The organism is Methylomonas koyamae (assembly GCF_001644025.1).
In the GTDB taxonomy this organism is placed as follows: domain Bacteria; phylum Pseudomonadota; class Gammaproteobacteria; order Methylococcales; family Methylomonadaceae; genus Methylomonas; species Methylomonas koyamae_A.
In genome coordinates this window covers 1-14,529 of record NZ_LUUK01000016.1, presented here as the reverse complement: position 1 = coordinate 14,529, position 14,529 = coordinate 1, and the positions used below count along the sequence as shown (strand labels likewise).

The window sequence follows — 14,529 nt, the reverse complement described above, 5'->3', positions numbered from 1 at the left end:
GCGCTAGTCGCGTTGCCGCATCGCCGCCGACGGCAAGGCTCGGCTGACCGCGTCGTACAATACGTCGGCGACGATGGGCTTTTGCAAAAGCGGGAATCCCGCAACACGTACCGGCGCCAAGGCCTCGAGCCCAGTCTCGCCGGTCACCACCAAAACCGGAAACTCGCCGTGACGGCCGCGTAAACGCCGAGCCAGCGCCAAGCCTTGCTCGCCTTCGGCCAAGCGTAAATCCACAATCAATAAATCCGGCCGGCCAACATCGGAAAACAACGCGTCGGCCACGCGCGCCGATGCCGCCGTTTCGACTCGGCAACCCCAGCCTTGCAGCAAAATGCGCATCGCTTCCAAAATGTCCGCCTCGTCGTCCACCACGTAAATCCGTTTGCCGCTTACTCCCGATACATCGGCGTCCGCGTTGACCGGCCTTGGTTCATTGCCGGTCGCCAAGGTCCGAAAGCGCAGGGTGACCCGGGTGCCGACACCCGACTCGGAAGCCAGGGCAATGTCGGCACCGATCAATTCGCACAAACGCTGGACGATCGTCAAACCCAAGCCGACACCGTGTTGCTGATCGCGGCCTGGATTGTCCAATTGGTAAAATTCCTCGAAAACCCGGGTCAATTCGCCGGGCGGAATGCCGCGCCCGGTATCGGCGATCTCCAACACCGCCCACTCGTCTCGCCGCGCGGTCGACACCACCACTTCGCCCCGCTCGGTGTATTTGATGGCGTTATCGAGCAAATTGCGGACGATGCGGGCAATCGCCACCGGATCGTCGAACAGCCTGACCTGCCCCAAACACCGCACCAAGCGCAACGACTTATCGCCGGCTAAGGCGTCGAATTCGGAGCAGACCTCGGCCGCCAATCGATCCAGCGAAATTCGTCGCAGTTCCGGCACGTATTGATCCGCCGACAAGCGCGACAAATCCAGCAAGCCGTGCAGCAACCCGCCCAAATTGCGTACCAGACGATCGATATTGCCCGCCACCTCCGGCAAGGCCTCCGCGGCGGGGTTGGCCACCAAGACCGCGCTATACACCGACAGTGCGTGCAAAGGCTGACGCAAGTCGTGACTGGCGGCGGCCAGCACCCGCGCCCTGGCTCGCGACGATGCCTCGGCCCGCGTCACGGCTGCCCTGACTTCGGCATTCAGTTGTTGCAAATCCGCCAACGTGCGATCCCGCTCGCGCCGAATCGCCACCGAACGACGCAACAACTGTTCGCCGTCACCGGCCACGCTGACGATGAAAGACCAGTACAGCGTAGTCAAACCGGCGACTACTAGGCTTTGCTCGGGATATTGAACGGCCCAGCAGACTGCGGTCGGCACCATGATCAGTAGCGAATACGCGGCCAAAATCCGCGGTGACGACACCGCCACCGACACGCCGGCGGCCGGCATCGCAAACAGCACGATCACTAGCAAGGCTCGATCCGGCAACGGCATATTCGGTATGAACAGCCACGCGCTCAAGCCCACCGTCGCACCGACGCCGGCCGCCAAACCGATCAAAACCCGGTGGATAGTCACCGGGTCGGCGCTCGGCGCCATCCGCAGCACCCTGACGGCGTAAAGGGCTCGGCCGCACTCCGCGCCGACCGTCAACAGACTCCAGCCCACCAGCCAGCTCCACGATGTCGAGCGGTACGCCAACAACGCCACTCCTAAGGCCAATAAAGCCTGGACCCAGGGCAAGCGCAACAACATCCTGGCGTGCAAGCCTATCAACTCGCGCAACACCTCGCATTCGAAATCCGCGCGGTCGGCATCTTCCAAACCGATCGCGGCCTCGCGCCCGAACCGGCGTCGCCAATCAGTTTTCACTGGGCAGCAACCGCAGCCGGCCGGTCTTGATCACGGCTTCGGTGCGATTATGCACGTCCAGCGCCTTGAACAATGCGGCGATATAGTCCTTGACGGTATGCTCGGACAGACCCAGATCGCGAGCGATGGATTTGGTCGGCAAACCACGGCACAGACCTCGCAAAACATCGCGTTGGCGCGGCGACAAATTAATCGGCGCCCAATCGCCATCGCTCACCGCCATCGCCGCCGGCAAATACACCGCGCCAGCCATCACGTACTTAAGCGCTTCGGCCAACACATCCGGCGCCGAACTTTTCGGAATAAAACTCATCGCGCCGGCATTGATACACGCCCTGACCGTCGCCGGTTCGTCGCTGGCGGTCACCACGACCACCGCGATGTCCGTGGCGACCGCTTTGATGTCGGCGACCGCCGCCAACCCGTCCTCGCCGCGCAAACTTAAATCCAACAAACATAAACGAAGGTCGGCGTGCTCGGCAGCGACGGCCAAGGCCTCGGCGATCGTCCCCGCTTCGAAGACTGTTACCGAACGATCCAAGGCTTGCAACAACAAACGCAGGCCGGCTCGAAATAACGCATGGTCGTCAAGTAACAGAATTTTCATCGGTAGCCTTCCAAGGAAAATAACGGCTTTTATACTGAGCCAATTTTTAGCGATCGACAATATCCCCCCATTTGGCGGAATTGCGGTCGGGTATTCAGGCTGATTAAACTGCCAACCGGCCCTAACGCCCCTCTGCTAAAGCGCTAACCGCACTCGGAGTGGAACGAGCCAAGACCGGGAAATCCGCCCAGCCGCTTCATCGTCCGCTGGCCTGGGACAAACGAATTTCCGACACCGACCCACAACGTCCTCGAGTCCCGCAAGGCAGGGCCTTGTCCGGTTAACGAGGCCGTCCCCAACCTGGAGAAAACCGATGTTCCAAGCTCGTTACTCAGCCCAGATCAGTCTGGCCCTATGGGTGCTTAGCAGTACCCCAAGTTTCGCCGCGCCGTTGAATCCTAACGACTTTGCTTCGTTGGGCAGTTTGTCGCTGACCCAGACCGTTGGCGATTATCTTTTCGATACCGGCAACGGCACACCGGTTCTGAAAGCACCGGACGGCTCGGTGTTGTACAACGGCGTCGTCAGCGGCGATATCGCCGTGTTCAATTTCGATTCGGTGTCTATCGCCAGTCAGGTGACGGTCAAGGCCACCGGTACATTGTCGTTGGGCTTGCTGTCGCTGAGCAGCATTCAACTGAACGGCAATTTGAACGCCAACGGCTTCAACGCGAATAACGGCACGCCCGGCGAGGGCGGAGCCGGCGGCGGGCGCGGCGGCGCGGCGCCTTTCGGGGCCGGCGAGGGTAGCGGCGGCGGCATCGGCAAGGGCGGCTTGCCCGGCTTCGGCGACGGTGGCGGCTTCGGCGGTCACGGCGGCAACGGCTTCGGCGATGTCGGCGGCATTGCCTACGGCGATCTGCATCTGAAACTGGAAGGCGGTAGCGGCGGCGGTGCGTCCGCCAATTTGTTCGGCAGCGTTGCCGGCGGCGGCGGCGGCGGCGCGATCGAATTGGGCGCGTTGTCGTCGATCGACTTCAGCGCCGGTCTGTTGACCGCCACAGGCGGCGACGGTAGCGGCGGTACCGCGCTGCTGGGCGGCGGCGGCTCGGGCGGCGGTTTGTTGTTACACGCGCCGACGATTTCGTTTACCGGCAACACCACGGTCAGCGCCGACGGCGGCGGCGCTTTCGGCGGCGGCGGCCGGATATTGTTTCTGACCGACAGCGGCGGTTTAAGCGGCGAAATCACCCATCTGTCGGTCAATCCGGCACCAACCGGCGGCGCCGTCGCCGGCGTCATCGAATACGGCAAACTGTCCGCGGTGCCGGTACCGGCCTCGGCTTGGCTGATGCTCAGCGCGCTGACCGGATACTTGGGCCTGCGGCGCAAGGCCGCATAAACCGCGTTCGACCGCCGCCGAGTCGAACGGCCTCGGTGGCGCTGCTAGCGCCCCAAACGTTGCTCCAGCGCCAACACCCTTTGCGTCGTCGCCAGCACGGTATCCGGATTCAAGCTCATCGAGTCGATGCCGATTTCAACCAAATATTCGGCCATCTCCGGATAATCCGACGGTGCCTGACCGCACAAACCGGAATGGCGACCGTTGCGGCGGGCGCCTTCGACGGCCAAGCGGATCATGGTTTTGACGCCGGGATCGCGCTCGTCGAAGTCGTTGGCCACGATCTCGGAGTCTCGATCCACGCCGAGCGTGAGTTGGGTCAAGTCGTTGGAGCCGATCGAAAACCCGTCGAACAGTTTGGCGAATTCGTCGATCAGAATCACGTTGTTGGGAATCTCGCACATCACGTAGATTTCCAAGCCATTTTCGCCGCGCTTGAGGCCGTGCCGCGCCATGCTCTCCAACACCCGCTCCGCTTCGCCGATGCGCCGACAAAACGGAATCATCAGGACAACATTGGTCAATCCCATGCCGTCGCGCACCCGTTTCATCGCCGCGCATTCCAATGCAAAGCCTTCCGCGTAAGCCGGATGCACGTAGCGCGCGGCACCGCGAAAGCCTATCATCGGATTCGCCTCGTCGCCCTCGAACCAGCGCCCCCCCAGCAACGTCGCGTATTCGTTGGTCTTGAAATCCGACATCCGCACGACGACCGGCTTCGGATAGAATGCCGCGCCTATCGTGCCCACCCCTTCCGCCAGCCGCTCGACAAAAAAGTCTTCCGGCTTGGCGTAAGCTTCGGTCAGCGCTTGCAATTTGACCAACTCCTCGGCGTCCCGAACCTTATCGGGATGGATCAAAGCCAAGGGATGGGCCTTGATGTATTCGGTAATGATGAATTCCATCCGCGCCAAACCAACCCCGTCGTTCGGCAAAAAGCTGTGCTTGAAGGCCAGTTCCGGATTGCCGAGATTCAACATGATCTTGGTTTTCGGCCGCCGCAGCTGGGCCAGATCGGTATGGCTGACCTCGAAACCGACTTTTCCGCGATACACCTTGCCGGCATCGCCTTCGGCGCAACTGACCGTGACCTCGCTGCCGCTGGAAATTGCGCTGGTCGCGTTTTCGCAGCCGATCACCGCCGGCACGCCCAACTCGCGGGCAATGATCGCCGCGTGACAGGTCCGCCCGCCCCGGTTGGTAACGATGGCGGCGGCGGTTTTCATCACCGGCTCCCAATCCGGCGTGGTCATGTCGGCCACCAACACTTCGCCGGGCTTGAAGGTCGACAACTTAGCCACATGGTCTATCACTCGCGCGGTGCCGGCCGCGATCTTGCCGCCGACCGCGTGGCCGCGCGCGATCACCTCCCCCGCTTCGGTGAGACGATACTGCTCCAACACATGACCGGCTTTTTGCGAGGCCACGGTTTCCGGGCGGGCCTGGACGATGTACAAGCAGCCGTCCAAACCGTCCTTGGCCCATTCCATATCCATCGGCCGGCCATAGTGGTTTTCGATTTTGATCGCGTAATCGGCCAGTTCCAGCACTTCGGCGTCGGCGATGCAATAGCGGCGCCGCTCGTCGTTAGCGGTCGCGATATTGCGGACCGGCTCGCGGGTACGGCCGTCGCTATACACCATCTTGATTTTCTTCGCGCCCAGATTGCGCCGCAGCACCGCCCGATAACCTTGCGCGAATGTCGGTTTGTGCACGTAGAACTCGTCAGGATCGACGGCGCCCTGCACCACGTTTTCGCCCAAACCGTAAGCGCCGGTGATAAATACCGCCTCCTGGAAACCGGACTCGGTATCCAGCGAAAACATCACGCCGCTGGCCGCCAAATCGGAGCGCACCATTTTCATCACGCCGATCGACAAGCTGATCTTAAAATGATCGAAGCCCTGATCGATGCGGTAATGAATGGCCCGGTCAGTGAACAAACTGGCAAAGCAGCGCTGGCAGGCATCCAGCAAGGCCTGACCGCCGCGAATGTTCAAATAGGTATCCTGCTGGCCGGCAAAGCTGGCGGTCGGCAAGTCTTCGGCGGTCGCCGAACTGCGCACCGCGACGCTCAAGTCCGCGCCGTACTCCTGTTGCAATCGGGCGAAAGCGCGGTGTATTTCGGCCTGCAAATCGGCCGGCAGCGGCGCCGCGTAAACCAGGTCGCGCGCCAACTGGGCGCGGCGAGCCAAGTCGGCGACATCGTCGGCGTCCACGTCGTCCAGCAGTTCGTGCAAACGCGGCCAGATCCCGGCTTGATCCAGTACGTAGCGATAAGCCTCGGCGGTAATCGCGAAGCCGTTGGGGACGCGGATACCCTGGCCGGCGAGTTCGCGATACATTTCCCCCAACGACGCGTTTTTGCCGCCGACCAGCGGGATGTCGCGGATGGTCAACTCGTTAAACCAGCGGATGTATTGATAAGCTTCCGACATGAGACGCTCCTTGACTGTGGTTATCGTGATTACGCCGACTGTCCGGCCGGCCGTCTTGGTTTGGGCTCTGAAATACTGGGATTCGGCGCTCGAACCCGAAGCCGCTCAACCCGACCGAACTTCCGGCCGTTTCCGAGTCCGCGCCGCTGGCTAAGCAAGCGACTATCGGCATACGCCGTTCACAAGCTTCGACAGTTCGCGAAGCGGATCGGTCCCTACTTGAATATAGTCTAAATGCGGTCCCGGCGACGATCAGACGGACCCGCCGGCGCGCGCCGGTTAGCGCTTGATTTTGAACACGCGCTCGCGATAACGCACGACGATGCCATCCTCCTGGATTTCCCGTAATTCGACCTGATCTTTTATGGTCTGGCCGGGCACGTATTTGACCATGTCTATCATCACGAAGCGCTCGGCCGGCGTGGCCGAGTAACTGTAGACATTGATCGGCAGGCTGGGTAGCGATTGGCGCAGCTCCGGCGGTAAATCGTCCAGTGTGTCCAACCCGCTTTTCGGCCGCGGCGGCGCGGCGGCCGGCGCAATCGCGGCGACGGCGGCTACCGCCGGAACGGCCGGTTTCGGCGCGGGGACGGCCGACTTCTCCGGTTCCAGCGCCGAATCGTCGCGTGCCGGCTCGGCCACTACCACCGGCTTCGGCGCGGCGGTTACTTTTGGAGGTTCGGGGGCCATTTTCTTGGCCGCGCCGGCCTTATCCGCCACGCTGCTTGCCGCGACCGTCCGTGGCGGCGGATCGACTTTCGGCGCCGACGGCCGTTTCCGTTCCGGCTTGCCGGTCTGGCCGGCCGACACCGGTTCGGATTCCGCGTCGGGCCGCGGCGCCCGGTTTGCCGCGATGGGTTGAACGGCCTCCGGCTTGCCCGGTGCAAAGCCCAGGAAATACGTCAAAATAGCCGCGTTCAGCAATACCAATGCGACAACGATTTTGGCGATGCCCTGTCGCGCGGGGGCGGGTTGTACCGCAATCCTGGCCGCGACCGTATCCGGCTGTAGCGCTTGCCGCTCCTGCTCGGATTTACGCAATGCGTTTAAGATGTAAGACATATCGATAAGACTAGCGGGGGTTGATGTCCAAATGGGGCGAATCCTCCGCCCCACTCCGGTTCTGCAACTGAATCAGGGTACGCGCGCCGGCGATGCCGTCCGGCGTCAATTGCTGCTGGCGTTGAAATGCCACTAGCTGGGTTTTTAACGCGTCGTCGAAAAGCTGCGGATCGCCGCCTGCGGGAACCTCGGCGACTTTGCCGATCTGTCGGCGCAACCATACGACATCGGCGGATTTTTGCGGCGGCGCGATTTCGGTCAAGCCCGGCCGTGGCGGTCGCCACAGCAGCAGATAATTTCCGTCCCACAGCGTTAGCAGCTCGACCAGCGGGAAGGACTTGTCGCCGTTAATCCGGACCTCCGCGCGGCTCGGGTCCGCGCCGGTCAAAAGTACGTAGCGCTTTTGGCCCCGCGTATCGTTCAGTACCAACAGCGCCGGACGGTCGAGGCGTATCAATTCCCGCCAGCTCGCCTTGCCCGATAAGCAACTCAAACCCAACGTAGCGATCGAGTCGCAATTAACCGGTGTATCGGTCGTCGGCTTTTGCCGCCAAATCCGCAGTAGTTCGGCTAACGCGACATCCGGAGACGCCGGCGCCTCATCGAGCCATTCCTGGAAAGCCGGCGCGAGCGGCTTGGCCTCGACCGGCGGCGGCGCCACGGCGACGGCGGCCTCCGATACTGCAAGCGGCTTGGCGGTTTGGACGATCGGCCGATCCGTCCACCAAACGTAGCCCCCCGCCGCGACACTGAGTGCCAACGTCGCGGCGGCCGCCACGTAGCGCTGCTTTACCGCTGCTCGCCGGGGCCCCAAGGTTTCGCTGGCGGCGCGGACGATGATCGCCGGACCGATCTGGCGGGCATTGGTCGCGTAAGCGCCGAGCAAGGCTCGGTCGCACAAGATGTTGATCAAGCGCGGCACCCCGGCGGAATACCGGTAAATTTTGCGAATGGCCGCGGCCTGAAACAAACGATGGCTACCGTGGCAAACCCGCAAACGGTGCAAGATGTAGGCACGGGTTTCGTCCAGCGACAGCGGACCCAAATGATAACGCGCGGTTATCCGTTGATTGAGCTGGCGCAGTTCTTGGCGAGCCAACATTTGGTTCAACTCGGGCTGGCCGACCAGAATAATCTGCAGCAATTTGGCTTTGCTGGTTTCCAGATTGGTCAGCAGCCGAATCTGCTCCAGTACCTCCAGACTCAAATTCTGAGCTTCGTCGATCAGCAGCACGCTGCGCCGACCTTCGGCGTACGCAGCCAATAGATAAGTATTGATGGCATCGATTAAACTCTTCGCACTCAGACTTGCATGGGCGATACCCAATTCGTCGCATATCGTCGCCAATAATTCGACGGCGGTCAGTTTGGGATTCAGGATCAACGCGATATCGACGTTATCGGGTAGCTGTTGCAACAAGCAGTGGCACAAGGTGGTTTTGCCGGTGCCGACTTCGCCGGTCAAGGCCACGAAACCGCCGCCCTGATTGATGCCGTACAGCAGATGCGCCAAGCCTTCCTGATGGCGCTCGCTCATGTACATGAACCGCGGATCGGGCGAGATCGAGAACGGTAGTTCGCTGAAATTGAAATAGGACTGGTACAAGGTTTTGACGGCTCGACGATAGGTTGGCCGGATGCTAATGCAAAGCCCGGCAAATTGCACTCAAATTGCGCTCCAGCGGACGACCGGCCTACATCCCCGTACCCGACCGAAAGCTAAAGCGCGCCACCAGCGGTGCCCAGTGCCTCAATTCTCGCAAGTTTGTCGGCTGCGTCGTTCGGTAGGCGGTCAATGCGCCAAGCACGTATTTAGCCTCGTTAGCGTAAATCAGGCTGCGCAGGTAGTCGTCGAACAACTGGAAAGCATCCTCGTCGCGATGTTCGTCCAAAAAGCGCAGCATGTCCAGCGAACTGCGCGGCGCGCCGGTGACCAAGGCCAACAGCGTCATCGCGGTCCGGTATTCGCCGCTGGCGCCGTGTTCTAAAACAAAGGTTTCCCGTTCCAAGGCATCGATCGAGGCCTTCAAGATTCGGTAGGTATTGACAAAGCGCTTCAGCCGGCGCGGCGACTTGCCGACCGCGCCCGCCAGGCGCAGCATGTAATTGCGTTCCTCGGCGGCGATGTCCAACAATTCCGCCCCTTTCGGCGTTGGTGAGGGCTGGGCCTTGGCCGCGTCGAGGTGAGCCGCTGGCGCCGTGGCGGCCTGTTGATCGGCGGCCGGCAAGTCCGCGGGCTTCTGCTCCCCGATGTTGTGCCCGGATTCGACACCGGCTTGGCCGACCGGCGCCGGCAACAATTCGAAAATCAGATTGCGGCTGGCTTGTTCTTCCATCGGCGGCAACCAAAACGGAATCTGAAAAATTTTTTCCAAATAATCGAGCGCGGTCGCGCCGTCAATGTCGGCCCGGCTAAGCGCCGTCGGCGTGGTTTGGCATTGTTCGTCGCCCGGCGTCAAATGGTTGGGGTATTTTTCGGCCAACGATCGGGCCGCCCAACGAATGTCCACGCCGACCACGACCACGAACAACTCGAAGGCCAGCATCAGGTGAATCGCTTCCAGCACCGCCACGACGCGATCGCTGGGACAACGGTCCAGGTCGTCGATATACAACACGATCCGATCGATGGGTTCCGGCGTGGTCGGTGCTGACTCGGACTCCCGGCGCATTTGCTTCATCAGATCGCTCAAGGTTTGGAAGTCGGCGCGGATGGCCGCGACAATACCAAGATATTGCTCGTAGTTCCTGCCGCTGAGGCGTTGCTCCACCAACCGGGCGATGCGTTGCGCCGACCGGCTTTCCGCGACGGCTTGCTCGGCTTGTTCGACGTTTTGTATTGCCATCAGCAGCGAGGCTTCCGCATCGGCCAGCTTGGCCTGAGATTGCCGAAAGGCTTCCTCGGCAGACAGGAGATCGGCTTGATTTTCCAAGTGTTTGGCGGCCAGCCGGCGGTCTAACTCACCGCTCAAATTATCGAATTGATTCAAGCCCTCGGACACTGTTTTCAAATGGCGTTTCGCCCAAGCGATTGCCATCCCGCCGACCGCGCCCAGTTCGGCAAGCAAGGTCGATAGCATGGCCCAAGCATTGCCTATCCAGTCTCGAAAAACCGTAGCGAACAATGAGACGACGACGAGTACCAGAATCGCCACGACCGTCAGTTTACGAAATTCATTTTTGGAAATCGGCGCGCGCGACAACCAGCTCAAAGCCGACCGCACTTTGCCGGTTGCCGAGCGACTGTCGCGCACGATGTCCATCAAAGCGCTCACGGTTTGGCGGCCTTCCAGAATGTCTTGGCGAATGCCGCGATACCCCAGGTAATCTTCAGCCAAGACCAGCAAACGCTCCAGGTTTTGGTCCGCGATCACTTCGGCGTTGACCGCCGCGACGACATCGACAGCGCTTAGCGCCCGCACTTTTTCGGCTTCCAGTCTGGCCTGCTGCCGAACCGCTTGCAGCGCATTATTGCGATCGTCTTGTTCGTCACGTGCTCGGTTAAGCTGATTCTCTGCCTCCGCTCTGGCCTCTTTAGCCAAGTTTAAATCCTGTTGCACCGAGGCCAAAACATCGGACGCGTCACTCGGGCCAAGCAGCGCTTTATTTAACTCCTGGAAAATGGTCTGAACCAGACTGGCCCATAAGTCTTGCTCCGCGTAATGCCAGGCATTGAAACGGATCGACAGGATTCGCCGGCAAAACAGACGCTTGCCGTCCGGCCCGAGCGTGGAATTGGCGCACAGCCGCTCGGTTTGCTCGCTGATTAAGCGCATGAAAAAGCTCTTGCCGGCACCCCAATCGCCGAAAATGCCGATCGACAACGGCGGTCTGACCTGTTCGGCGGCCACGACCACCGCGAACGCGGTCGCATAACGCGCGACATCCAGCTTGTCGATGCCGGTATCGGCCGAATCCGAGCTATAGCCGGCGATGGTCGGCGGCGTGGTACCGATCAAGTGAAAGCGCCATTGCAAGCCGTCGTCATTGACCCAGCGCCGGGTAAAGTCGCCCAAGACTCGATTACGCAGCAACGGTAGGCTGACACCTACCCGCTTCAGTGTTTTATTGGCTGTCGAATCCGGCGAGACCAACAGCGAGGCGATAATATGGCGGACACCGATGATTTCGGTTCCACTAATCGCCCGGGCTAGCGTCCGCGCTCGATCCAAAATATTCTTGAAGCCGTGCGTCGCCGAAAAAGAGCTGCCGCTACCGGCGAACGGGGAATCGAGGGTCGTCAGCGTTCGAGGCTCGCCGATTTTTAGCGGGATAGCGACCAGTTCGGCGAAGGTCGCGCAATCGGGCACTTCGCGCAGGGACACCAGCAGATCGAGCAAACTTGCCGAGGAAAATAGCGGCGGCGAGTGGCTCGCTATCGTTTGTTCCAAGGTACGCAGCAATTGCACGGTTTGGGTATCGAATGCATAGCCACCCAAGAATTGTCCCGATGGTTGTAAATCGTCGGCATCCAGATACCCGCTCAACACCTGCGCCCAACCGCCAAACTCCGCCGGATAATGATCGCGTATGTATTCGGCGAACCGGCTTCGCCACACCTTGGCTTCGAAGCCCCATTCTTGGTGCAGCTGATGATTGTGGCCCGGCGGATTCCGAAAAAAATACGCGGCCAGCACGTGGCGGGTCGCCAGCGGCGCGTCGCCGGCGCAACCGGTTTCCAAAGCCAGGGTGTGCGCCTCTTGCAGCACGGTCCGCGCCGAAATACTGATCGCGACTTGCCGCGACGCGGCCGGCCGGCCGTTACGAACGTTTTCCAGAATCGGCTCGCGTTGCGCCTCGGTCAGGCGCCGCTGCCGGTAGAGGTTTTCGACCGCAACGCCGCCGCGCTGAATTTGGGCTTGCAACCAGACCGATAGCGCATCGCCGTTCCATAGCAAGCCGATCAGTAACGAGGTGTAGCTGATGTTGGCATCGTCTTCGGAAACGTCGCCGATATGGGCGGCAATTTCCAAGGCCTTCTGCAATTCCGAATCGGCGGCGAAACCCAATTCGGCCATCCAGTTTTCGCCGCTGTTTGCGCTCATGACGGACTCTGGTTTTGAGGAAGATGTAGGCCAGCTTACCTCCGGTTAGCGAGGACTTTGGGTCTCGGTCGCCTCGCGACGCTCGCGCTGATAGCGGTCGTAATCGGGGCGTTTTTCGCAATCGTCAGCCATCGCCTTTTGGCACTGCATCTGCTTGGCATTGCTGAGCGCATGGTAACCCATCCGCTGCGCCCAATCGCTCGAACAGCCGCCGGCCGCGACCGCCGCGACGGTCAATAGCCCGGCTCTCATTCCATTCGTCATCGTTATTTTCCTTCGGCATGGCGCCGTGACGCGTTGCGGTAATAATCGGCAGCCAGACTCAGTGGAAAATCGCTACAATGCCGGCCACACGGCTTTAGTTTACGGCACCGACGATGGACATGGAAATCGCAAATCGACCCGAAAAATACGCGGCTTTTCTGAGCCTGCTCAAACACCACGGCAAACTGTCCGACAGCGACTTGAGCAAGGTTCGGCGCATGCAGAAAACCTCGCTGGACGACTCGCTGCCCCAGCTGTTGATCAAGCTCGGCATGTGCTCGGACGCCGATGTCGCCAATTGCTTCGCTCAGACCAGCGGCCTGCCCAAGGTCGCCGGCGAACAATACCCGCCTCAATCGCCGCTGCCCGAGCTCATTTCCCGGCGCTTTCTCAAGCAATACCACGTGGCAGGCCTGGAAGCCGGCGAGGACGCCGTCACCGTCGCGGTGCTGGATCCGGAAGACGACTACGTCGCTCAAGCCCTGCAACTGGCGACCGGCAAGCCGGTTGCGCTGAAAATAGGCCAAATGTCCGACATCGACGCCGCGTTGGAACTGCAATACGGCGAAGGCAAATCGCAAATGGACCAACTGCTGGACGGCCTGACCAGCGAAGAAGAAAACAGCGAAGACCTGGAACATCTAAAAGATCTGGCCAGCGAAGCGCCCATCATCAAAATGGTCAACTTCATCCTGCAAAAAGCCGTCGAAAGTCGGGCCTCGGACGTACACATCGAACCGTTCGAGCAAAGCCTGAAAGTGCGTTTGCGCATCGATGGCGTGTTGCAGGACATCGACTCGCCGCCGGTCGCTTCCACCGCCGCGGTGCTGTCGCGGATCAAGATCATGGCGAAACTGAACATCGCCGAGCGCCGCCTGCCCCAGGACGGCCGGATCAAATTGCAAATGATCGGCAAGGAACTGGATTTGCGGGTTTCGACGATTCCGACGCTGTACGGCGAAAGCGTGGTGATCCGTTTGCTGGACAAGGAAAATGCGGTACTGGATTTTAAAACCCTGGGTTTCGTCGGCAAGCAGGCCGAGCGTTTCATGGAAGTGCTGGCGCAACCGCACGGCATTATTTTGATTACCGGTCCAACCGGTAGCGGTAAATCCACATCCTTGTACGCCGCGCTGAAAACCCTGAATACCTCAGAGCGCAAGATCATCACCGTCGAGGACCCGGTCGAGTACCAACTGGAAGGCATCAACCAGATTCAAGCCAAACCGCAGATTGGTTTAACCTTCGCCTCGGCATTGCGCTCCATCGTCCGCCAGGACCCGGATGTGATCATGATCGGCGAGATGCGCGACCTGGAAACCGCCAAGATCGCGGTGCAATCCGCGCTGACCGGCCACTTGGTACTGTCCACGCTGCATACCAACGATGCCGCCGCCGGCGTCACCCGCTTGCAGGACATGGGTCTGGAGGAATATCTGCTCAGTTCGACGATCAACGGCATCCTGGCTCAACGCCTAGTGCGCCGATTGTGCCCGCATTGCAAGCAAGCTCATCCGGCCTCGGACACGCTGATCGAAGAAATGAAACTGCGTCAGTGGCAGCCCACCGGCGAAATCTTGCTGCACAAACCGGTCGGCTGCCCGGCCTGCAACGGCATCGGCTACAAGGGCCGCTTGGCGATCATCGAGTTCTTGACGATGACCGACACGATCCGCAAGCAAATCATGAAACACGAGGAAGCTTTCGTCATCCAGCAAACCGCGATCGCCGAAGGCATGCAAACCATGTACGAAGACGGCGTCGGCAAAGCCTTACAGGGCACGACCACGCTGGAGGAAGTGCTGAGGGTGACGACCGAGGCGTAATTAGATTACATAAAGTCGTTATGTGGATTTATTGAAAATAATCAATTGTGGATTGGCGAAATCCGATCCAAGGCGGAAGTTCGTGTATTTATCTTGAATGTCGGTTTAAAATTTAAAT

The 14,529-nt window shown here is 60.4% G+C and carries 9 protein-coding genes; 2 read left to right on the top strand and 7 right to left on the bottom strand.

Going from position 1 to position 14,529, the window contains the following annotated elements; all coding sequences use genetic code 11:
• Positions 1–3: 3 nt before the first annotated feature.
• Entirely contained in the window at positions 4–1,827 is a 1,824-nt protein-coding gene (locus A1355_RS01535; protein WP_064024285.1) for a hybrid sensor histidine kinase/response regulator, read from the bottom strand.
• Positions 1,817–2,434: a response regulator gene (locus A1355_RS01530; protein ID WP_064024283.1), complete on the bottom strand. Its 618-nt coding sequence runs from the start codon at positions 2,432–2,434 to the stop codon at positions 1,817–1,819. Before A1355_RS01530 ends, A1355_RS01535 begins: the two co-directional genes overlap by 11 nt.
• A 313-nt stretch (positions 2,435–2,747) precedes the next feature.
• On the opposite strand from A1355_RS01530, the gene A1355_RS01525 reads away from it, so the two are divergent.
• Positions 2,748–3,776: a hypothetical protein gene (locus tag A1355_RS01525; protein WP_064024281.1), complete on the top strand. Its 1,029-nt coding sequence runs from the start codon at positions 2,748–2,750 to the stop codon at positions 3,774–3,776.
• Positions 3,777–3,820: 44 nt separating this feature from the next.
• On the opposite strand, the gene ppsA is transcribed toward A1355_RS01525, so the two are convergent.
• The 5 genes from ppsA to A1355_RS01500 all read right to left on the bottom strand — a co-directional run bounded on the left by ppsA (position 3,821) and on the right by A1355_RS01500 (position 12,585).
• Positions 3,821–6,214 carry a phosphoenolpyruvate synthase gene (gene ppsA / locus A1355_RS01520; RefSeq protein WP_064024278.1) on the bottom strand — a complete coding sequence of 798 codons (2,394 nt, stop codon included), beginning with the start codon at positions 6,212–6,214 and terminating at the stop codon, positions 3,821–3,823.
• A 279-nt stretch (positions 6,215–6,493) separates the two neighbouring features.
• Positions 6,494–7,276, bottom strand: coding sequence for a general secretion pathway protein GspB (locus A1355_RS01515; protein WP_064024276.1), 783 nt, complete (start codon positions 7,274–7,276; stop codon positions 6,494–6,496).
• A 10-nt stretch (positions 7,277–7,286) separates the two neighbouring features.
• A complete protein-coding gene (locus tag A1355_RS01510; RefSeq protein ID WP_231883515.1) occupies positions 7,287–8,942 on the bottom strand; it encodes an ExeA family protein in 1,656 nt (551 codons plus the stop codon).
• A gap of 28 nt (positions 8,943–8,970) precedes the next feature.
• Complete coding sequence (locus A1355_RS01505) at positions 8,971–12,321, bottom strand: P-loop NTPase fold protein (RefSeq protein WP_064024274.1); 3,351 nt, start codon at positions 12,319–12,321, stop codon at positions 8,971–8,973.
• 45 nt (positions 12,322–12,366) lie between these two features.
• Entirely contained in the window at positions 12,367–12,585 is a 219-nt protein-coding gene (locus A1355_RS01500; protein WP_157197693.1) for a hypothetical protein, read from the bottom strand.
• Between the two features lie 113 nt (positions 12,586–12,698).
• Here A1355_RS01500 and gspE point away from each other — a divergent pair, with 113 nt between their 5' ends.
• The gene (gene gspE, locus A1355_RS01495) at positions 12,699–14,411 is read left to right on the top strand and encodes a type II secretion system ATPase GspE (protein WP_064024271.1); all 1,713 of its coding nucleotides are present in this window, start codon (positions 12,699–12,701) and stop codon (positions 14,409–14,411) included.
• Positions 14,412–14,529: the final 118 nt, after the last annotated feature.